This window comes from Malonomonas rubra, assembly GCF_003247215.1.
GTDB lineage: Bacteria > Desulfobacterota > Desulfuromonadia > Desulfuromonadales > Geopsychrobacteraceae > Malonomonas > Malonomonas rubra_A.
In genome coordinates, this window is record NZ_QKAP01000132.1 from 1 (window position 1) to 22451 (window position 22451).

The 22451-nt window shown below is 51.3% G+C and carries 18 protein-coding genes; 12 read left to right on the forward strand and 6 right to left on the reverse strand.

Annotated elements, in window-relative coordinates:
• The 4 genes from Q7J88_RS13610 to Q7J88_RS13625 form a co-directional block, all read left to right on the forward strand.
• Nucleotides 1–331, forward strand: a 331-nt coding sequence (locus Q7J88_RS13610; protein ID WP_303722779.1) for a DUF4381 domain-containing protein, incomplete at its 5' end; no start/stop codon positions are given.
• Nucleotides 332–342: 11 nt separating this feature from the next.
• On the forward strand, nucleotides 343–1386 hold the full coding sequence (locus Q7J88_RS13615; protein WP_303722780.1) for a VWA domain-containing protein: 1044 nt from the start codon (nucleotides 343–345) through the stop codon (nucleotides 1384–1386).
• Nucleotides 1383–3194, forward strand: a complete 1812-nt coding sequence (locus Q7J88_RS13620; RefSeq protein WP_303722781.1) for a VWA domain-containing protein — start codon at nucleotides 1383–1385, stop codon at nucleotides 3192–3194. Before Q7J88_RS13615 ends, Q7J88_RS13620 begins: the two co-directional genes overlap by 4 nt.
• Nucleotides 3188–4885, forward strand: a complete 1698-nt coding sequence (locus tag Q7J88_RS13625; RefSeq protein WP_303722782.1) for a BatD family protein — start codon at nucleotides 3188–3190, stop codon at nucleotides 4883–4885. Before Q7J88_RS13620 ends, Q7J88_RS13625 begins: the two co-directional genes overlap by 7 nt.
• Nucleotides 4886–4904: 19 nt before the next feature.
• Here Q7J88_RS13625 and Q7J88_RS13630 read toward each other — a convergent pair whose 3' ends face one another.
• The 6 genes from Q7J88_RS13630 to Q7J88_RS13655 form a co-directional block, all read right to left on the reverse strand.
• Nucleotides 4905–5816, reverse strand: coding sequence for a lytic transglycosylase domain-containing protein (locus Q7J88_RS13630; RefSeq protein ID WP_369682045.1), 912 nt, complete (start codon nucleotides 5814–5816; stop codon nucleotides 4905–4907).
• Nucleotides 5817–6077: 261 nt separating this feature from the next.
• Nucleotides 6078–7823, reverse strand: coding sequence for a DASS family sodium-coupled anion symporter (locus Q7J88_RS13635; RefSeq protein WP_303722784.1), 1746 nt, complete (start codon nucleotides 7821–7823; stop codon nucleotides 6078–6080).
• A gap of 294 nt (nucleotides 7824–8117) precedes the next feature.
• Nucleotides 8118–9485: a sigma-54 dependent transcriptional regulator gene (locus Q7J88_RS13640; RefSeq protein ID WP_303722785.1), complete on the reverse strand. Its 1368-nt coding sequence runs from the start codon at nucleotides 9483–9485 to the stop codon at nucleotides 8118–8120.
• Between the two features lie 135 nt (nucleotides 9486–9620).
• A complete protein-coding gene (locus Q7J88_RS13645; protein ID WP_303722786.1) occupies nucleotides 9621–12128 on the reverse strand; it encodes a PAS domain-containing sensor histidine kinase in 2508 nt (835 codons plus the stop codon).
• A gap of 102 nt (nucleotides 12129–12230) precedes the next feature.
• Nucleotides 12231–13199: a polyprenyl synthetase family protein gene (locus Q7J88_RS13650; protein WP_369682043.1), complete on the reverse strand. Its 969-nt coding sequence runs from the start codon at nucleotides 13197–13199 to the stop codon at nucleotides 12231–12233.
• 154 nt (nucleotides 13200–13353) lie between these two features.
• A complete protein-coding gene (locus Q7J88_RS13655) occupies nucleotides 13354–14856 on the reverse strand; it encodes a sensor histidine kinase (protein ID WP_303722788.1) in 1503 nt (500 codons plus the stop codon).
• Nucleotides 14857–15079: 223 nt separating this feature from the next.
• Here Q7J88_RS13655 and Q7J88_RS13660 point away from each other — a divergent pair, with 223 nt between their 5' ends.
• Genes Q7J88_RS13660 through ccoS form a run of 8 tightly spaced genes read left to right on the forward strand, consistent with a single transcriptional unit; the run spans nucleotide 15080 to nucleotide 22377 of the window.
• Nucleotides 15080–16495 (forward strand): cbb3-type cytochrome c oxidase subunit I, encoded by a 1416-nt coding sequence (locus Q7J88_RS13660; protein ID WP_303722789.1) that lies wholly within the window; start codon nucleotides 15080–15082, stop codon nucleotides 16493–16495.
• Nucleotides 16496–16497: 2 nt separating this feature from the next.
• Complete coding sequence (gene ccoO, locus Q7J88_RS13665) at nucleotides 16498–17379, forward strand: cytochrome-c oxidase, cbb3-type subunit II (RefSeq protein WP_303722790.1); 882 nt, start codon at nucleotides 16498–16500, stop codon at nucleotides 17377–17379.
• Nucleotides 17379–17519: a CcoQ/FixQ family Cbb3-type cytochrome c oxidase assembly chaperone gene (locus Q7J88_RS13670; protein WP_303722791.1), complete on the forward strand. Its 141-nt coding sequence runs from the start codon at nucleotides 17379–17381 to the stop codon at nucleotides 17517–17519. Before ccoO ends, Q7J88_RS13670 begins: the two co-directional genes overlap by 1 nt.
• 46 nt (nucleotides 17520–17565) lie before the next feature.
• Nucleotides 17566–18042 (forward strand): c-type cytochrome, encoded by a 477-nt coding sequence (locus Q7J88_RS13675; RefSeq protein ID WP_303722792.1) that lies wholly within the window; start codon nucleotides 17566–17568, stop codon nucleotides 18040–18042.
• A 46-nt stretch (nucleotides 18043–18088) separates the two neighbouring features.
• Nucleotides 18089–19348 carry a 4Fe-4S dicluster domain-containing protein gene (locus tag Q7J88_RS13680; RefSeq protein ID WP_303722793.1) on the forward strand — a complete coding sequence of 420 codons (1260 nt, stop codon included), beginning with the start codon at nucleotides 18089–18091 and terminating at the stop codon, nucleotides 19346–19348.
• 17 nt (nucleotides 19349–19365) lie between these two features.
• Entirely contained in the window at nucleotides 19366–19812 is a 447-nt protein-coding gene (locus Q7J88_RS13685; RefSeq protein WP_303722794.1) for a FixH family protein, read from the forward strand.
• On the forward strand, nucleotides 19812–22217 hold the full coding sequence (locus Q7J88_RS13690; protein WP_303722795.1) for a heavy metal translocating P-type ATPase: 2406 nt from the start codon (nucleotides 19812–19814) through the stop codon (nucleotides 22215–22217). Before Q7J88_RS13685 ends, Q7J88_RS13690 begins: the two co-directional genes overlap by 1 nt.
• A complete protein-coding gene (ccoS, locus tag Q7J88_RS13695; protein WP_303722811.1) occupies nucleotides 22210–22377 on the forward strand; it encodes a cbb3-type cytochrome oxidase assembly protein CcoS in 168 nt (55 codons plus the stop codon). Before Q7J88_RS13690 ends, ccoS begins: the two co-directional genes overlap by 8 nt.
• Nucleotides 22378–22451: the final 74 nt, after the last annotated feature.

Sequence of the window (22451 nt, forward strand, 5' to 3'; positions counted from 1 at the left end):
ATTATTGAAACGGATGACGTTTGAAGAACTCAACAGACTTCGTGAAGAATATCGACAGACTGCGGATAGCCTGCAGACAATCAAGCAGCTCTCGATCCTGCTACGCAGATTCTGCATCAGCTATCAGCCTCGCACCGACGCCGCAGCACTGACAGGAGAGGGCTGGCTACGACACCTGGACCGACTGGGAAGCTGCCAGGACTTCACCAGCGGTGTCGGACGCCCTCTGGCTTTCGGCCCCTATCAGCAACAACCGGCAGCCAATATGATCCCGTTGATCGACCTCTGCGAAAACTGGCTCAAGAAACTTCCCAACCGGGCGCGGCGATAGGAGCGATTACTATGCTGCACTTCATCTGGCCATGGATGTTTCTGCTCCTGCCAATACCGCTATTGATTCGTAAATTTTTATCCCCTTTAGAAAAGCATCAGGGCGCGGCGCTACAGGTTCCATTTATTGAAGACTTCTATCAAACAGAAAAATCACGGGGAAGAGTTCATTCAAAGCGCTGGCTTGCTCTGGCGACATGGCTTTGCTGGCTGCTGCTGGTTGCTGCCAGTGCCCGACCGGAATGGCTCGGAGATCCGATACAGCTGCCGGTCAGCGGCCGTGACTTATTGCTCTCCGTCGACCTGTCCGGCAGTATGGAGGCAGCCGATTTTGAAATTAACGGCGACCAAGTCGACCGCTTGACGGCAGCCAAATGGGTGGCCGGTGATTTCATCGAGCGACGCACAGGAGATAGGATCGGACTGATCCTTTTCGGCCGCCACGCCTATCTGCAAACTCCACTGACCTTTGATCGAAAAACCGTTCGTACTCTGCTCGAAGAATCAGCAATAGGCCTGGCCGGCAAGGAAACGGCGATCGGCGATGCCATCGGGCTGGCACTTAAACGCCTGAAAGGCCAGCCAGAAAGTTCGCAGGTCCTGATCCTATTGACCGATGGCGCCAACACTGCCGGCGAGATCGACCCGCTAAAAGCAGCGGAACTGGCGAAAAAAGCGGGACTGAAAATCTACACCATCGGCATCGGCGCCGATGAGATAGAAGTCCGCTCCTTTTTCGGCACCCAAAAGATCAACCCATCGACCGATCTCGACGAAAAAACTTTGCGGCAGATCGCCCAGTTGACAGGAGGGCAGTACTTCCGCGCCCGAGACACAGAGGAGTTGGCTAAAATCTACCAGTTGCTAGACAAGCTGGAACCGGTTGAGAAAGAAACCCAAAGCTACCGTCCGACAACAGCGCTTTTTCATTGGCCGCTCGGTGTCGTGTGCGCGTTGGCGATGCTGTTGGCAGTAGCCCGGCTAAAGCCAGGACTAAAACGATCAGCCGCTACTAAGGAAAGGTTTTCCGTAACCGGCAAAAGGGGGAACGTATGAATCTGGCCGTTTTTCATTTTCTGCGTCCCTGGTGGTTCGCCCTACTTCTGCCGATGGCTCTATTGTGGTTCAAAGTGCGGCAGAATAAGGCGCGCAGCAACTGGTCTGCGGTCTGCGACCCGCACTTGCTCCCGCATATCCTCACCGGCCAAGACGTCGGTAACAACAGATGGCTCGGCGCTTCAATCATTTGCGCCATCCTACTTACCCTAACCGCGCTGGCCGGTCCGACCTGGGAGAAGCTGCCGCAACCGGTTTTCCGCCCGCAATCGGCACTGGTGATTCTGCTCGATCTGTCCCGCTCAATGGATTGTCCCGACCTCAGTCCAAGCCGCCTGGCCAGAGCGCGCTTCAAAGTAGCCGACATCCTGAAGCAGCGCAAGGAGGGGCAGACCGCGCTGGTCGCCTTTGCCGGCGATGCCTTTACAGTGACGCCTCTCACCACCGACACCAAGACTATCGACAGTCTTTTAAGCAGCTTGAAGACCGAAATCATGCCGACTCAGGGCAGCCGCGTCGATCTGGCCATCGAAAAAGGGGTGGAATTGATCTATCAAGCGGGACTCCAGCAGGGAGACCTGTTGCTGATCGGTGACGGCTACAGCGACCGGCGCAGTATCGTAGCCGCTGAAAAAGCCTACTCTTCAGGGATCCGCCTGTCGGTTCTTGCGGTCGGCACCAAGGAAGGAGCGCCGGTACCGACCAAAGACGGTTTTTTACAGGACGCGCAGGGAACGATCGTCATCCCGAAACTGAACGAAATGCAACTGCGTGACCTGGCCAGTCGTGATGGCGGCGAATACCGCCTCATCCGCGTTGACGATCAGGACATCAAAACCTTACTCAACGCTTCAGAAACTAGGCTGCGCAGCGACAGCAACAATCTGAAGACAGATATGCTCGCGGATCGCTGGCTCGATCAAGGCCCTTGGCTAGTGTTAGCGCTACTGCCGCTAGCCGCCCTCGCCTTCCGCCGGGGTCTCCTGTTTTGCCTGCTGCTTCTGTTCTTCACTCATTCAACGGCACAGGCATTTGAGTTACAGAACCTTTTCCAAACCGACAATCAGCAGGCTGCATCCTCCCTGCAGCAGGGAAACGCAATTGCTGCTGCAGAAAAATTCAGCGATCCACACTGGAAAGCGGTTGCCCAGTACCGCGCCGGCCAATACCAGGCTGCGGCCGACGGGTTAAAAGATCTGACTGATAGCACGTCACGCTACAACCGCGGCAACGCCTTGGCCCAACTCGGCGATTACCAGCAAGCGCTCAAGATGTATGAGCAGGTCCCGGTGTCAGATCCGGTCTACCCGGACGCGCAGTACAACAAGCAGTTGCTGGAAAAGCTGCTCAAGGAGCAACAGGATCATCAACAGCAGCAGAAAAATCAGAAACAGAACCAGCAAGACCAGTCGCAAAAGAAGGACAAACCGCAGAACCAGCCGCAGAAAGACTCCCAACAACAGCAGCAGAAGGACTCAGACAAACAGCAACAGGCTTCGGATCAAACACAACAATCGGCCTCAGAAAAACAACAGGAACAGCAATCGAAAGCAAACAGCCCAAAACAGTTCGAGCAGAAAAACAATGACAAGCAACAGCAAGAGCAGAATGCCAAAAAAGAAACGGCTGGGGATGAACAGCAGAAAAAACCGGCTGAAGTTTCCGACGAGCAAACCGAGCAAAAGCAGCTAGATTCTAGCGAGCAATGGCTCAAACAAATCCCGGACGATCCCGGCAGTCTGCTGCAGCGCAAGTTTCTTTACCAGTACCGCCAACGTCAAGGCGTCGACGAGGATAACCCATGGTAACGACCAGACAAATTCTCCTTACTTTCAGCCTGCTGCTCCTGCTCCTGAGCCCGGCATTTGCTGCCGATATCAAGGTATTTGTCGATCAGGATCAACTGCGGCTCGATCAATCGTTCAGGCTCTACTTCGAAGCCAACGGATCGGTCGACGATGATCCCGATTTCAACCCGCTGAAGTCCGACTTCGAGATCCTCAGTCGTAACGTCAGCAGCAGCACAAGCTTCGTCAACGGCTCGTTCAGCAGTAAAAAGACCTGGATTCTCACCCTCATAGCCAAGAGCAGTGGCACCCTGACAATACCGGCGGTCTCTTTCGGCAGCGACCAAAGCCCACCACTGTCCCTCACGATCGGCACAGCCGATACTCGTACCAAAACCAGTCAGAACAAAGATCTTTATCTGGAGGTCGATGCGCAACCGAAATCGGCCTACGTTCAGCAGCAGGTCATCTACAGCGTGCGCCTGTATCGCCGGTTGGAAATCACCAATGCCAGTCTCTCCGACCCGGAATTCAGTACCGGCGAGGCGATTTCCGAAAAGATCGGCGAGGATCACAGCTATGAGACCATCGTTGATGGTCGACGCTACCTGGTGATTGAACGCCAGTACGCCGTTTTTCCGCAGCAACAGGGGAAACTGGAGATTGCACCGATCCGCTTCAGTGGACAACTGCTACAAAACCAGCGGTCTTTCTTCGGTCCCCTGACGCAAGCAGGGCCGATCAGACGCTTTTCTTCAGACTCGGTGACCATTGATATCAAACCGGTACCGAGTTCTTTTACCGGCAAGACCTGGCTGCCGGTGAAAAACCTGCAAATCAGTGAAGACTGGTCGACCGACCCGAGCCAACTGGTGGTCGGCGAACCTGCAACCCACACGCTAAAACTTACAGCTCACGGCGCCCTGGCAAGCCTGCTGCCAAAATTGACTGCAGACCAACTGGCACAGTTCAAGCTCTATCCAGATCAGCCACAATTGGAAAACCAGTACCAGAAACAGTTGGCAGTAGGCAGTCGGGAGGAAAAGGTCGCTATCATCCCCACCAGCTCCGGAAAATTCACACTTCCCGAGCAAAAAATCTCCTGGTGGAACACGACCACCGATCAGCAGGAAACATTGGTTATCAAAGGAAGAACCTTACAGGTGGCCCCGCCATTCATCACGCACCCACCGGCAAGTACGGAAAGCCCCAAACAGTTGCCAGCTGCTGAGCCTCAGCAACCAGCGAAAGTGCCTATCACTTCAAAAGAGGACGCGCTTATCTGGAAGGTTCTTACCTTCATCTGCGCCGCTGGTTGGTTCCTGACTGCGCTTGTTTGGTTTAGAAGCAGAAAAAAGTGGGCGAAAAAAGCTCCGCACGTTTCGAAAGTCGCTCCGTCCCTTTCGCAAGCCAGGAAAAAACTGCGACAAGCCTGCAACAACAACGATGTTTCCGCTGCGGCTAAAGTCCTGCTTGAATGGGGGAAACAGAACTGGTCGGCAGATCCGCCATGCAATCTGGCCGAGATCGGCAGGCGCACCAATCACGATCTTCAGCAGCAGATAGAACAGCTGGATAAAATCCTTTACAGCCAGAATGCGACAGAATGGATTGGACAAGAGTTGTGGCGGGTTTTTAATCAGGCAAAAGGGAATGGTCTTTCAAAAAATAGCAGAAAAACAGATCAACTAGAGACACTTTATCTGAAATAAGAAATTTGACATTTGGGAACTAATGATTTTTCCCCATGACCCGATCCGCCAGCATACCGACCGCTAAAGCAAAGCTGTGGGCGCGGTTCCATTTCATCAAGGCGCGGTAGTTGTCATAAATCAGAAAAGCGTCCCCACCCGCCCCTTCCGGCAAAATCAACGAAGCCCGAAGCTTTACCTTCGGAAGGGACTGTCCATCAGCACTACGCACTCCATACTTCCGCCAGGTTGAGAGCAGCGCCGTCTTTTCCATTCCGGCCAGGTTAATATCCAGCCCCTTAGGCACTAGTACTTTTCGGCCCCAGGTTCGTTGCTTATCCCAGCCCATTATGGCCAGATAATTAGCTGCTGAAGAGAGATAATCCTCCGGGGTATGCCAAAGATCGATTCGGCCATCACTGTTGCCATCGACGGCGTAGTTCAGAAAAGAGGACGGCATGAATTGCACCTGCCCCATCGCACCGGCCCAGGAGCCTTTCATTTTTTCATAGCTGACATGCCCGGAATCGATGATCTTCAATGCGTTGAACAACTCTTTGCGGAAATAGTCACTTCGACGGCCATCGAATGCCAAGGTAACAAGGGCGTCAATGATCGATACCTTGCCGGTATGTTTGCCGTAGTAGGTTTCGATCCCCCACAAAGCGACTATAAAACGCGGCTGAACACCATACTTTCTGGAAATCTGATTGAGTAGCTGGCGATTCTCAATCAGTCTCCGCCGTCCCTGTTCAATCCGTTTATTACTGAGCACGCCGGAAAGATACTCTTCAAGTGTCTTCTTGAATTCCGGTTGATTTCTGTCAGCCTTGATAACCCACGGAAGAGGCTCTGCCTGGCGCAAAGCAACTTCTATCGTTGCCTCTGATATCCCCAGTATAAGCGCTTCACTACGTACCCCATCCAACCAGTCTGAAAAGTCCACCTGCATTGCAGACAGATTGCACGCACAAACATGCAAGACAAATATAATAAACGAAATTCTTAGTTTAAGAACTCGGCCGAACATCTTGCCTCCCTGACAGCTTAAAGAATTAGTTTATAGGTTAACAAAGTTTTTTTCAGGTTCCGTTGGAAAAAAAATCCCCACTGCGGTGAGAAGCCGTAGTGGGGATAAATGTCCAGATTGAGACGATAGAGAAATGGTTGGAACCGATCCTCAAATAACAACTAGGAGCGGCTGTTTTATGTGTTATTTCGGAATGACCTGAATCCAGGTCGGAAGCTCATTGATGACGACATCGAAAACTGGGATCACCAGAACATAAGTTACCACAACGGCCAGTACGATACCGATAAGGTTGAGCCCCAAACCACTTCTGGCCATTTGCGGAATAGAAACATAGCCAGAGCCAAAGACGATCGCATTCGGCGGAGTCGCCACCGGCAGCATGAAGGCGCAGGAAGCGGCAATCGCAGCCGGGACCACTAACAGTAACGGGTTCTGCCCCAAGCCAATAGCAACGGCAGAGAGAATCGGCATTACCATTGCTGAAGTTGCGGTATTGGAGGTCAACTCGGTGAGGAAGATAATCAGGGTTGCAACGGCAACCACCAGCACCAGAATAGGTGCATTTTCCAACAGCCCAACCTGCTTGCCAATCCACTCGGCCAGCCCGGTGGCCTTAAAGCCGGCGGCCATTGCCAGTCCACCGCCGAACAGCACTAATACGCCCCAAGGCATCTTACTGGCCCAGTGCCAATCCATGACGAACTCATTCTTCTTCATGTTGATCGGGATCAGAAACAGAGCCAGTGCGCCGACCATGGCGATCGCGGCATCAGTCACCAGCTTCGGGTCGGGAAACAGAAAACTGAGTTGGGTGCGGAAGATCCAGGCTAGTGCAGTCAGACCGAACACCAGCGCGGTCCACCGTTCGCCAGCATTCATCGGCCCCATTTCTTTCAGTTCTTTATTGATCAGGTCTCGACCACCAGGAACCTTCTTCAACTTCATCGGGTTGGCGATCATCGTCAACCAAATCCAGCAGGCAGGAAGCATCACTGCAACCAGTGGAACGCCAACTTTCATCCAGTCAACAAAGGTAATTTCATAGCCGTAGGTTTTCTGGAGGTAACCAGCCAGAACTGTATTCGGCGGAGTCCCGATCAGGGTAGCAACACCACCGATTGAGGCGGCATAAGCAATACCGAGCATCAGGTTGAGACCGAAGTTGAATTTTCCTTGCGAAAAATCGATTTCCTTATCAAGACCTTCTTTTTTTCCTTCCTCGATCACGTGGCTGATAATCGCCAGTCCGATCGGCATCATCATGACGGTCGTCGCGGTGTTCGAGACAAATGCCGAAAGTGCGGCAGTTGCGACCATAAAACCAAAGATCAGGCGACTTGGCGAAAATCCAACTGCTTTAACGATATTCATGGCGATCCGCCGGTGCAGATCCCAGCGCTGCATCGAAAGGGCGATGATAAAACCGCCCATAAATAGATAGATCAGGTGACTGGCGTATGGCGCAGTCGCCTCCTGGGTTTTCATGATGCCCAACATCGGAAAAAGGGCAATCGGCAGCAAACTGGTAGCTGGAATCGGAATCGACTCACACATCCACCAAGTTGCCATCAGAAACGCGACAGCAGCCATTCTTTGGGCCGAATCGCTCATCCCTGCTGGGGTTGGAACTAACAGCATCAGAACAAAAAGGATCGGTCCGAGAGCCAAACCAATCTTCTGTCGCTTGGTATATTCATTTGGCTCCCCTTCATCGACGCCACCGGGTGAACTGTGCAAGCGGTTGGTATGCTCCGCCGGCGCTTCATCAACCTCGTCGGCCAGATCAACGTCGTGTTCAGTCCTGCGCTCGTCAATTAGGAGTCCCTTCTTCCCTATCAGTTTGCGCATCGCTTTCGGGGTGAACGCGAAAGTTTCCTTCGTTTCAAAATGCATCGCCCAAAGACGATCCCACAACGCTGTTAGCATCCTACACTCCTATGTCGCAATCTTCATTTATGTGAACCACTGTTTAAAATAGTTCACACAGCAATTTTCAAACGATTTTCGATAATAGTGAAAAAGCAACGCAGGTGCCAAAACAAGCAAAGTGTATACAATTAAATAAAAAGCCATATGTTTTCAGACAGTTAAAACATTTCCAAGACAACACATCACCCCCTCGCATCACACGGTATTGAGTAGAAACAAACAAAAAGCCGACTCAAAGGGCTAATTTTAGCCACCCGAGTCGGCTTATCCATATTTAAATGGAATCCTGTTTTAATCGCTACTCAGCTGATACTTCTCGAGCTTGTAACGCAAGGTCCCTCGCGGCACATTAAGGATACGCGCAGTTTTCGCCACATTGCCACCGGTGATCTGGTAAGCCTTTGACACCAAGTCCCTTTCCACCTGCCCAACGATATCGTCCAGCACGATTCCTTCCGGTGGGATCTCGAAGCTGAACGGCACCTCGCTTTGCGGCGCTTCACCGAAGATCTCGCGCGGTAGATGCTCAACACGAATTTGCTCGACATTGTGCATGATGCAGATCCGCTCAACAACATTACGCAACTCACGAACATTTCCCGGCCAGTGATAGCGCATCATCAGTTCGAGGGCTTCGCGGGCAACCCCCTTTATCGCCTTATTAAACTCTTTACAGAAGCGCTGCAGGAAGTGCTCGAGCAAGACCGGGATATCTTCCCGCCGATCACGCAACGGCGGAATATGAATGGGAAAAACATTCAAACGGTAGTAGAGATCCTCACGAAACTCTTTCCGCTCGAGTGCTGCCTTAAAATCGGCGTTGGTCGCGGCAATAATCCGCACGTTAATATCGATATAGCGGTTGCCGCCGAGTCTACGGATTTTCCGGTCTTCCAGCACCCGCAGCAGTTTCACCTGCAGGTTCATGTCCATTTCGCCGATTTCATCGAGAAAGATCGAACCACTGTCGGACTCTTCGAAGAGACCTATTTTGCGGTTCTTGGCGTCGGTAAAGGCACCCCGTTCATGACCAAACAGTTCGGATTCAAGCAGATTGTAAGGCAGCGATCCACAGTTGATTTCGACAAACGGCCGCTCTTTACGCGGCGAAAGATTATGAATTGCATGGGCCACCAACTCTTTGCCGGTTCCACTTTCCCCAGTAATCAGCACCGTAGCGGTTTCATGCTTGGCCACTTCCCGAATCTGGCGAAAAATCTGCAACAGGGCCGGACTGTTGCCTACCATGTTGATATCGTTTTCATCCTTCGACAGGTGTTTCACCCGGCGCCGCAAATTTTGGGTCTCGAGTGCCAGTTTGACGATCAGGTGGATGGCATCCGCTTTAAAAGGCTTTTTAATGTAATCGTAAGCACCGATCTTAAGGGCTTCAACCGCACTTTCAACCGTTCCGTAGCCGGTAATGATGATCACCAGAATATCGGGATCGACCTCTTTCATCGCCCGCAACACGTCGAGACCGCTGTGACTGCCAAGATTCAGATCAAGCAGCACCAGACTGATTTCCTCTTCGGCAACAATCTTCACTGCATCGTCCGGCGAGTCGGTCGACAAGGGCCGGTAACCGTCTTCGGCCAGAATTCGCTCTAGATTCTCACGAATAAAGGCTTCATCATCGACGATCAGAATTTTTCGCATACGCTCCATCCTTCCTCTGCAAAACACTGTTCGTTCTCAAATATAGCCAGACGGATTACACAACTCAAGACAAAAAGGCGATTTTTAGCCATAGAGGGCAGAGGAGATTGGTCTCGAGACAAATACTGGCTGTTTTCAGCCAGCGCTCTGATTAAGAGGCAAGGTAAAGCGGAAGACGGTTTTTTCGCCAGGGCGGCTTTCAACCGTCAATTGGCCACCGTGATCGGAAATAATGTTGTAACTGATCGACAAACCAAGCCCGGTCCCGTGCCCTTTGCTGGTGTAAAAGGGCTCAAACACCAACGGAATCTGTTCGGCCGAAATTCCGGAACCACTATCAGAGACGGACACCTCGATCGCCTCATCTTTCAACTCGGCGGCAACAACCATGCTTCCCCCTTCCGGCATTGCGTCGAGAGCATTGTTATAGAGGTTCAGCAGCACCTGTTTTAACCGATCCGGATCAAGCTGCACGGTCGGCAAGTCAGTAGATATCTGCTCTAGCAGCTGCACTTTCTGCCGCTGGCACTGTTTGCGGATCAAAAACAGTGACTCCTTCAGCACATCCTCAACCTGGCCGCTGGCAAGCTGCGGTGCTGGCATGGTAGCAAATCGCAACATCTCGTTGACTAGCAGCTCCAATCGCTCAATCTCCTCCAGCGCTCGCTGTATCAGCTTCTGGTCATCCTCGTTACCAAGCAGTCGGTCATGCAACTCATCAAGCAACAGGCTGACCCCGGTCAACGGGTTACGAACCTCATGGGCGATACCAGCCGACATTCGCCCCAGTGAGGCAAGACGATCAATCCGTGCCATTTGCTGACGCATGTTGACCCGTTCGGTCAAATCCTCCAGCGTCAACAACCAGCCAGGCTGCTGGTGGAAACGCAAAGAAAAAATAGCCATCCGGTAGGTGAGCGTTTGGCCACCGCGCTCCATGGTCACATAACGGCGCGGCTCTTTTTCAACTCCATCAGCAGCAAACCATTGCTCGAGGATCTCACCCAGTTCCGGCCACGAACTTAGCACTTCGCGCCAGTCGGCATCCTGTTCAGGTCGCTGGATGGAAAGGATCTGACATGCTGGTCCGTTGACAGAAGTGACACGCTGCAGGTGATCGAAGGTCATGATTCCGGATTCTACATTCTCGAAAACCGTATCTTTGAAATTTCTTTCCTGGAGGATTTCCTGTCGCGAATGACGCAGGGCCTGCAGGGTTTTCAGAAGCCTCCTGCGTCGGTTATTCAGTTCCTCCACCATGGTATTGAACGATTCAGTCAACATTCCGACCTCGTCGTAGGAGATAACGTTGACGCGGGCAGACAAGTTCCCACGGATCATCTCCCGCGTCCCTTCGGTCAAGGAAAGCAACGGTCGCACGATACTTTCGGACAGGGCATAGGCAGCGACAATGACTAACAACACTGTCATTGAAATCACCAACCATGACTCGCTCAAATAATTGGTGATCTCGCGGCGGATGATCTTTGAAGTCGCAATAGCAGGTTGATGGAAGTGCTCGACCTCGGAGCCGATAGTAATGCCGCCAAAAATCTTACTCTCGGCATACACCCCTTTATTGTAATGGATCGGCGCGTAGGCCATGATCTTTTTTGAACCACCGATATTGGTGGTGTCGACAACCCCTGTTTCTCCGCGACGCACCGCTTCCGCAGCCAGCGGGTAATTCGGATGGATAAATGCCGCCTGAAGAAGATTGAATGGTAAACGTCCTCGCCGCTCGTCTTCTGGCGTTGTGTTTCCCGTATAGGCCGGTACTAAGGTGCCGTCCGGATCGTAACCACGGATATCCCAATATTTGGGATGAGCGATAGTCCAACCCTGATCATCAAACATAAAGGCATAATTGCCGCTGGCATATGATGGGAAAACGACATATTTCTCTTTGGTTGGAGAGATATGCTGGGTAAACTCCATCAGGTGCCGGTGATCAAGGGATAACACGACCACCCCTTTCAATTTTCCGTCTTCCCGTACTGGAGTGGCAAACCGGATTACCCCCCGGTAAGGAGTTCCCTGCACCGCCTGTAGCGGAGTCTCGGCCCCCCGCAGCTGTTTGTCGCGACTGACGTACCAGCCATGCAGACGTGACACCCAGCTATCTCCAATTGACAACTGGGCAGCTCGAAGAAAATATTGTTCATTTTTGTAAGTTGTATTCTGCGGAACTGAAACGTTTCTCAAATCTTCCGAAAGCCGTCCATCAACCACACGGATCAACTCCTGACCGGAGGCATCGATATAGGCGAGTTCACTATAAAGTGGGGCGAGCGTCCGCACTTCACTAGGATTCTCATTGGTTCCTTTCCGATACCAGAGCATCCGCTGATGTCTGCGGCTGAACTCAAGATAGGTTTCCTGATCCGCTGGCAGAAGCGCCAGGTTATGGAGATCCCCCTCTGTACGCTGGAGAAAGTCGCTGACCTGACTGGCGACCATTTCAGCTCTCAATTCCAGCGCCTTTGCCGCCTGATTATCCAAAGCTTCCGTAGTCCTCTGACGTAGCAGGTCCTCGACAATGCGCAGGCTGTGATGAGAATTGATCAACAGCAGTACCAGCGGCAGCAAAGAGAGGAGTAGAAAAGCTCCAAGGACCTTTTTATGCAGATTAACTTTAAACATAGGACGGATTATAACGAAATCGATATTATCGGCATAGTACCCGCCAACAGCAAGGGGGGTTCCGACCGGAACCCCCCTTTAACAAGACATCAAGGATACGATTTATTTATTGCGTGCAACCACATAATCAGCCAAGGCGAAAATTGCCTGCCGGGCTTCACAATCGGGAAAAATCTCAAGTTGTTTTTTGGCCAGTTCGATCCTATCGGCAGCACGCTTGCGCGTATATTTGATTCCACCGTAACGATCGATCAGCTCGCAGACATAATCCAGATCTTCAGCACCCAGCTCTTCCGCCTCGACAATTCTTTCGATCTCTAATTTCTCTTCGCTGGTCGCCTCGGAATAGGCACAGATCAACGGCAGGGTCATCTTCCCTTCGTACAGGTCATGTCCTCGTTCTTTACCAAAATCAGCTTCATCGGCAACATAGTCTAGAGCATCATCCATCAACTGGAAGGCGATGCCTATTTCCAGGCCAAACTCACGCAAGGCCTGTTCCTTTAGCTCATCAACCCCGGCCAAAACACCACCAACCTGGCAGGCTGCGGCTATCAGAATCGCCGTCTTATCCCGCACCACCTGAAGATAGCGTTGCTCGTCAACATCGAGATCACAGGTGTTGATCAGCTGCTGAATTTCCCCTTCCGCCAATTCGGTAGTGGTATCGGAGAGAATCTTCAAGATTTTCAAACTTTCGCTGTTGACCATCACAGAAAAGGATTTGGCAAACAGAAAGTCACCGACCAGCACTGAGGCCTGATTCCCCCAAACCGAATTGGCTGAGCGATTGCCGCGGCGCAGATCAGCACTGTCGACGACATCATCATGCAAAAGAGTTGCTGTGTGAATGAACTCGACCACGCTCGCCAGCTCAACGTGTTTGTCACCCTGATAATTACAAAGACGGGATGAAAGAAGCAACAGCATCGGCCGAATCCGCTTGCCTCCACTTGAAAGGATATATTCCCCGACCTGACTGACCAGTTGCACATTCGAAGACAAATTGTTCTTAATCTGCTCCTCGACAGCACTCATGTCATCCTTCAAATATGCAATAACTGATTCCATAACAGATCAAAATCCCTGATAAATTATTGATTGGAAAACGGCACCAGATAGCAGATCAGCCTAGTGCGACAGAATAAATCCCATATAGGTTTCGGGCATTTTAGAAATCCAACAGATTGATGTCAAAACCTTTTTCCGGCATTCACCAGAAACTTCAAGCCGAATTGTCCCTTTTTCGGATCGGTAACGAAAAAGCCAACAGCGCTCCACCATGGGAAGAAGACCCCGCGGAAATTTCACCACCATGCTCCTCAACCAGCTTGCGACAGATCGACAAACCGAGTCCGGTTCCCTCTCCGCCACTTTTGGTGGTAAAAAAAGGCTCAAACGCACGATCTTGGTCAGCGACGGCAATTCCTGGACCGTTATCATGAACCTTAACCATCAGTTGAGACTCCACACGACAGATCTCCAGCCAGACCTCTCCCTCTCCTTTCAGCGCCTGGGCTGCGTTCAAAAGAAGGTTCATAAGGATCTGACGGATTTTATCCGCATCAGCCCAGACCTCAGGCAACTGCTCGATTTCCAGCAAATTCAGTCGAATCTGTCGAAACAGTTTTTGGGGTCGCAATGAATCAACTATCTCACTGACCAATTTATGCATGTCAACTGGTTCTCGAAATGGCTCTCCGCTGCGGGCCAAGCCCAGAAGCCCGCCGGTAATCTTTTTGCAGCGGTAACATTCGTCGATAATCGCTTGCAAATCATCGCGACGCGGGTCATCGGCCACGAATTCTTCCAGTAACAGCTCCGCATAACCGAGGATAATCCCGACCGGGTTGTCGATCTCATGTGAAACGCCGGCAGCAACCTGCCCGACGGCAGCCAACCGTTCTGCACGGAGCATCCGATCTTGATATTTTTGCAGATCCGCGTTTGCTTGTTGCAGCTGATGATTTTTTTCCTGCAACTCTTTTTGGTTTGCGGACAGGCTTGCTGCCATCCCATTGAACGCTTTTCCCAACATCGCCAACTCATCAGAACCTCTGGTGGGGATACAAGTATCAAGCTGTCCACTCGATACTGCATTCACCCCATGGATCAAACGATGAATCGGCAACGTGAACCGCTTTGCACCCAAAGCAACCAGAACCAACGAACAGCCTGATGCAAGAAAGGCAATCAGCAAAAATGTCTGGCGCATTTCCTGTAACTTTTGTTCAACCGATTGAAAGGAAAACGAATAACGCACGAACAGAACTTTTTGCCCTGAGGGGCCGAATGCCGGAGCGACTACCTCAAGAACATTCCGACCGTCATCGGAAACAAGGATGTTCGAAACTGGCCCTATAATATCATCTAGTTTCTCCAAGTTTAATGGGCGCTTTGGCAGGCTATCTGATTCTGAAGGATTCAGCTCAAACAACACCCTGCCAGTCGGGGAATAGATCGTAAAGTTCATCAGATCTGGGTTGAAACTGAGCAACCCTTGTAACTGTTGATAGTGAGCTGGGCCTGCGGCCTGGCTGAAATCCCCTCGGAAGTGTTTCAGTAATTCGGGAGTGGCAAAACGGGCAAAGGCAACCTGCTGTACATTCAGGTACTCGCGCCATTGCCTAGCCTGATTTCGTTCCAGAACACCGAATGCAATCAGAAGCACAGCCAGTAATAGAATGCTAGTGTAAAAGAAAAGTTTACGCCCGAGTGTAATTTGCATATTCCCCTATGATTATATAAATTGATTTATCATAGAGAGGCAAAAGCCAAGCTGTCAAGAATTCTGAAAATTCTTTTAAATTGACAGATATTGTCAATCGCCCTAAAATCATTACCGTTTCAGTCTCACTTTGGGCGATAATTTGACAACCATCCTATCTCCCATAAACTTATGCTTTCATCTATGATGTCCGGAAATCACCATTTTAAATGCTGGAGGTGGCATGGAAAAACCATCTTACAACACTGACATTGTCAGGGGCTTCGTCAACTGGAGTATCATCTGGGGCTTGGTTGCGGTTCTAGTGGGGGTGATTGTCTCATTGCAGATGGTCAACCCCGATCTGAACTTCCCTCCCTACCTGACCTTCGGTCGCCTGCGGCCGATACACACCAATGCCGGTATATACGGCTGGGGGGTTGGTTTCATCTTCGCTACATTCTTTTATATGGCCCAGCGGCTCTGCAAAACTCCGATCTGGAGTCCGAAGCTGGCAAAATTCCAACTCTGGTTTTTTAATGCCACCATTATCGCTTCGGCAGTGACTTTGCTGATGGGTTTTACAACTTCGAAAGAATACCACGAAATGGAATGGCCGATCGACCTGATGATCATCGTACTTTGGGTCATGTTCGCCATCAACATCATCATGACGATCATCAAACGCCGAGAAGAACAGATGTACATCTCGCTCTGGTACATGATGGCGGCGATCATCGGCATCGCAGTCCTGTTCGTGGTTAACTCAGCAGCCGTCCCAGCCGCACTGTTCAAATCCTATTCAGCCTACGCCGGCACCAATGACGCCAACGTGCACTGGTGGTTCGGTCACAACGCTGTGGCGATGGCCCTAACCGCGCCGCCATTGGCGATGTTCTACTATTTTCTGCCGAAATCGACCGGAGTACCTATTTACAGCCATCGTCTTTCGATCATCTCGTTCTGGTCGCTGATCTTCATGTATCTCTGGACCGGTGCCCACCACCTGCTCTGGACCCCTGTGCCAGACTGGGTACAAACTCTGGCCATGGCCTTTTCGGTGATGTTGATCGCGCCGTCCTGGGGCTCCGTTATCAACGGCTATCTGTCAATGAACGGCCAATGGCATCAGATGCGCGATAATTACCTGGTCAAGTTTCTGATTCTTGGACTCACTTTTTACGGTCTGCAGACCCTTCAGGGGCCAATGCAGTCAATCCGCACCTTCTCAGCATTTATTCATTATACCGACTGGGTTCCCGGCCACATTCATATGGGCACCATGGGCTGGGTTTCGATGATCGGCTTTGCCTGCATCTACTATCTGGTGCCGCGCATTTACGGCAACGAAATCTTCAGCATCCCGTTGGCCAACTTGCACTTCTGGCTGATCCTGATCGGGCAGCTGATCTGGTCGATCAGTATGTGGGTCGCTGGAGTTCTTCAAGCCGGCATGTGGAACGCTATGAACCCTGACGGCAGCCTGACTTACACGTTTATGGAAACCATGGTCGAGATGTATCCCTACTGGTGGGCGCGGGCGATTGGCGGCCTCATCTATCTGATCGGGGTTCTGATATTCATCTACAACCTCTACATGACGGTGCAAAAAGGGAAAAAATCATCCTCGACCCTTACCGAAGCCGAAGGGAGGGCCTGATCATGTGGGAAAAGAAACCTGTCTTATTGATGGTTTTGGCCACCTGCACGATTCTGGCCGGCACCATTATCACCATGATCCTCCCCTTCACTTGGGTTAACACCAAAGCAGACCGTATTGAAGGTGTGGTCCCCTATACCCCGATTGAGCAGGAAGGGCGCGACATCTATATCCGTGAAGGCTGCAATAACTGCCATTCACAAACAGTTCGGCCACTGGTCGCAGAAGTTCTGCGCTATGGCGAATATTCCAAGTCGGGAGAGTTTGTCTACGACCGCCCTTTCCTCTGGGGTTCCAAACGGACTGGCCCGGATTTGGCCAGGGTGGGCGGGAAATACCCCGACTCCTGGCATTACAAGCATATGGATTCACCCCGCTCCATGGTGCCAAGAACCAACATGCCGGATTATAAGTGGCTGCGCGACAACCCGCTTGACGCAGAAGCGATCCAACACAAGATGGATGTTCTTGATTTCCCATACAATAATCCCCAGATTGCTGCGTTACAGACCAAAAACGAGATGGACGCTATCGTTGCCTACATGCAGAAGCTTGGTAATGACATCAACTGGCGCAAGGCGACCCAGGTCGAAATCATCGGCGAACTCGTGAACCCCTATGCTGGAGTCGACCATATCACCATGGAGCCGTGGGAAAGCGTTTACCGCAACAACTGTGCAGCCTGCCACGGCGAACATTTAGAAGGAGAAATAGGTCCGGAGTTGGTGGGCGACAACTATGAAGAAGAAGAACTGTTTAAAATCATCTACAATGGCATTCCGGATGGCGGCATGCCCAGCTTCTCGGCGCTAGGTAGCGATAAAGTTTGGCAATTAACCAACTTCATCAAGTACTACAACCAAGGTGAAGGGGAATCTCATTAATGGACCTCGCATCGGTGTTCTATCTCGGAGTGACCTTCGGATTGTTTGCTATCTTGGTCGGCATCGTGCTGCGTACTTACAGCAAAAAACGGAAGGAAACGGGAGAGGCCCCCAAATACAAGATGTTGGATGACGATTAATATCAGTGACCGAATTACGGTTCGCTGCAGATAAAGGATTGGTATGATGAGTAATTCTGATCAGTCGCACGAAGCACACGCGGACGGAATCATTGAAGCAGGCAAGAAAGTCCCATTTTATTTCTATCTGCTGTTCTTTGGCTTGATTGCCTGGGGCGTTGTTTTTATAGGATACTTCTTGTTTAGTGGTTGGAATTCCCACTCTGAATTCGATGAGAAGATGGCAACACACACGACAACTTACAACCAATCGGACACCGCTGCGGCTACTCCCTTAACAGCCAGCACTAGTATAGATGCCAAGAAACTTTTTGCCTCTTATTGTTCCGGATGTCATGGGGAAGATGGCAAAGGTGGATACGGCAGTGACCTGAGCAGCCCTTCTTACAAGTACGGCCGTGACACCGATACCGTCAAGACGAGTATCGCAGATGGTCGCGAGGGCCGGATGCCGAGCTTCGGCAATCAGCTAAAAGATGATGAAATCGCTGCGCTTGCAGAATATGTCCTGAACATCAAATGAGGTAATGGCCGGCGTTTGTAGGCAGCGCCGGCCACTTTCGCTCCCCATGTCAAGAACTCACAATATCGACAAGCTGTCTGGGTTCCTCGGCCCATGGCGTAAAACCTTCCAATGGTTGTCAACGCTATTGATACTACTGCTTCCTTGGTTCCAACCAGGTGGAAAAAGTCTGCTACGGATCGATGTTCCAACCCTCAGCTTACATTTGTTCGGTCAGGTGCTGCGCATTGAAGAACTGTTTTTGTTTCTGCTGTTCTGCCTTGCTTTCAGTATCGCTTTTCTTCTCATCACTTTGCTTTCGGGCCGGGTCTGGTGCGGCTGGGCCTGCCCGCAAACCACCTGGAATGATCTAGCCGAATGGTTCGCCCGCGTGATGAAGCTTGAGGTACGCCACAACAGGCTGAAAGGTGCGGTTTGGAGAAAAACGGTTGTCCAACTTTTTTACCTGTTTCTTGCCGCGCTGGTCGCAGCGAATCTGATCTGGTACTTTATTGAGCCACGGCGCTTTTTCACCAACCTTTTCAGTGGCGAATTGCCGTTCGGCATCTGGTTGACTCTTCTTTGCCTGATGCTGACCATCTTCCTCGACCTATCCTTTATCCGCCGCCTAATGTGTAAAGAATTCTGCCCTTACGGCAGAATCCAAACAGCACTGGTCGACGAGGCTACTCTCACCTTGCAGATGCCAGAGAGTGAAAAGGAGCGTTGCATTGAATGCTGTTCTTGTATCGCCTCCTGCCCGATGGAAATCGATATCCGTCAAGGGCTGCAAGTCGAATGCATTAACTGCGGGCGCTGTCTAGATGCCTGCCGAAAAGTGATGCGCAGCTACCAGCAACCTGGTTTGATTCGCTACACGCTGGGCATTGACGACCTCCCCATCAAATCTTTATTCAACCCACGGTCGATTACCCTGCTACTGGCATTTCTGGTTATCAACTTTGTCCTGTTTTTCTCCATTTTCACCCGTACTGACGCATCTCTCAAAATCGCCGTTTCTCATACCGCCGAGAGTCGCATCTTAAAAAGTGGGAAACAGGCCACCTTCTTTAATGCCTGGATCAACAACCGCGGCACCCATGCCGCTATCTACCAGTTATCTGCCCGAACTCTAACCAGTGACAAAGTGGAACTTAAAGGTCAAACCGATCAACTAGATATGTCTGCTGGCCAAAACCGGAAAGTCGACTTTGTTCTTGTCTCCCCCCCTGCAAGAGAGCCTTTCGTGGTAGAATTCGTTCTGCTCGATCAAAAAGAACAGCAGCTGGCAGTAGCAGAAGCCCTGATCTCACCCGTCAGAGATTAATGACTAAGGCCTTTTCGATGCCCAAACATTTCTACCCGGCACTGATCATATTTTTTTTCGGGACCTTTGTCCTGTTCCTGGTCTGGTCAGCTTTTCAGGCTTCAACCGAGGGGACACAGGTGACCGATCGTGACTACTACAGCAAAGGCCTTAAATACAGCTCGACTGTGGTTGAAAAACGTGTAGCCAGTGTCTTGGGCTGGGAAATCGCAGCGGGGTATATTGATGGACAGTTGCAGATCAGGCTGCAAGATGGGAAAGGCCATCTTGTATCAGGGGCCAAAGGCGTCTTATACTTGAATACCCGTCCCGGTATTGAGCTGCAGAAATTACCCCTAAAAGAAGTTGATTCGGGCTATTATCAAACCCGGGTTCCGTCCGTACTGACCGGCGAAGTGAGCATTCGGGTCGAATTTGAACGTGACGGAGCTCGTATCAACCGTCAATTGCTGATCACGATCTGATGAACGCAACAGGGCACACTCCCCTCACCTGCCTGCACTGCGGCGAGGTGTTTACAGAGCAGGACCCGGTTTATGAAACAATTAATGGTCAGGATTGCCATTTCTGCTGCCACGGCTGCCGAACTGCATACCAAATTATCAACGACGCCGGCTTACAGAATTACTACCAACGCCGGGACCGGAAGACGTCGGCCAACAAAGAAGCAATTGAGGCCGAATTCGACCCTGAGTACCTGAATCAATTTATCACTCGGCATAACGGCAAAGCGACAATTAGCCTGATAGTCGATGGCATCAGCTGTGCCAGCTGTATCTGGGTGATTGAACGCGTCCTGCAGAAACAGCCAGGTGTGCTCAACGCACGAGTCAACTTTGCCACCCACCGGATACTGATCGAATTCAACACACAGGAAACCGATCTAGCCGCCATCTGCCAGCAACTGGCGCAGCTCGGCTACCACCCTCGCCCTTATTCTCTCAACGCATCACAAAAAGCGAGTGACAAAGAACGGCGTAGCATGATGTTCCGCTTTGGCACGGCTGTTTTCCTGTCAATGCAGCTGATGGGCTTCTCCATCGCCCTTTATGCTGGCTATTTTCAAGGGATCAACCCGGAAACTCGCCAGTTGCTGCAGATCCTAGCTGCACTGGTCACCTCGCCGGTCATTTTCTACTGCGGCTATCCCTTCTTGCGCGGTGCCTGGTTCAGCCTGCGGACCCGGCAACCGAACATGGACCTGCTTATAGCTCTCGGCTCACTCTCTGCCTATTGTTACAGTCTTTATGCAATGATGTTCGGTAAAGAAGTTTACTTTGACACAGCTGCAATGATCATCACGCTGATTCTGGCCGGTCGGCTGTTTGAAACCAGTGCCAGGCACAAGGCCTCTGCCGGTGTTGACCGGTTGCTGAAGCTGGCTCCCAGTAATGCTCAGGTAAGGCGCAATAAAGAATGGGTTCGGGTCGCCAGCCTGCAGCTGCAGGCCGGCAATTTAATTCGGGTCACAGCAGGAGAACGATTTCCGGCCGATGGCACTATCCGCAAAGGCACGACCGAGGTTGATGAAGCTGCGGTCAGCGGTGAACCTCTGCCTATCGCCAAGGTAGCTGGAGATACAGTGACTTCCGGTACCCTGAACCTGACCGGTACTATCGAGGTTGAAATTACCTCAGCAGCAGCAGATTCCTTCATTGCTCGGGTCGCTTCGATGGTGGAGCAGGCCCAAGCGCGCAAAGCTCCGATTCAGCGTCTAGCTGATCGACTGGCAACTCTTTTCATCCCGTTGGTGCTATTGCTTGCCATAGCAACCTACTTTTTCTGGGGTGGCGGGCAAACAGCTTTCCTCCATGCCATCACGGTGCTGGTGGTCGCCTGCCCTTGTGCCTTAGGACTGGCCACGCCGACAGCTGTCATGGTGGCAACGGGGCGCGGTGCCGATGAAGGGATCTTATTTCGCGGTGGGGACATCCTAGAGGCTGCGTCGCAAATTACAACTATCGCTTTCGACAAGACCGGTACTTTGACCACTGGCCAACCACAGGTAGTCAATGTGAGTCCTGTCGCCATTACTGAAGAGCAGCTACTCCAGCGCCTTGCCAATTTGGAAGTAAGCAGCAATCACCCACTCGCAAAAGGGATTCTCGCCTATGCCAAGCAGAAAAATGTAACACCAGAAGAGATCGACGACAGTCAATGTATCCCCGGTCGCGGCATCAAAGGTGAAAATGACGGGATATTCTCTTTTGCTGGCAGCCGATTGTTTTTGGTGGAACAAGGAATTAAGCTGCCTGAGCAATCATCAGAAACAACAAACAGTCAAGTTCACTTGGCTGAAGCCGGTCTCTATTGTGGTTTTATCGAACTGGGTGACACCCTGCGGGAAGATGCCCTGCAGGTGATACAGCAGTTAAAACGCGGTGGCTATCAAAACCTCCTACTGACCGGGGACCGTCAGGATGTCGCAGCCAGCATGTGCAGGCAGTTGCACATCGATCAATTCCATGCTGAACTGACACCGGCCAGCAAAGCGTCCCTGATCGAAAAGATACCTGCGACTCAGGTCATGATGGTTGGGGACGGCATCAATGACGCACCGGCACTAAGCACAGCGAGGGTCGGCTGTTCTCTCGCGGGAAGCACCGATATCGCAGTTGACAGCGCCGACATCGTCTTAACTCGACCGCAATTGGGTAAGCTGCCGCTAGTCCTTAAACTAGCACGCTGTAGCATGCGCATTATTCGCCAGAATCTTTTCTGGGCTTTTAGCTATAATTTAATTGCTCTGCCGCTGGCAGCCAGTGGACAGCTGCAACCTGTTTATGGAGCAGCCGCCATGGCGATTAGCTCTATCTGTGTGGTCGGCAACTCGTTACGCCTAAAGAAGATAAGGCTGGATGATGATTAAATCGATATTACTTCTAATCTTTCTCTCTTTCTGCATTGGCACTGGTGCCTGGCTGTTTTTCATGTCAGCGGTGAAAAGAGGAGATTTTGACGACATCGAAGGAGCAAAATATCGCATGCTAGACGATGATGACGACAACCCAGCAGATTCTGAAAAGTAGGAATAACTCCTAAATTAAATGCAGAACATGAATCCTCTCATCAGCATGGCTTTTATGACCGGCTTTCTAGGCTC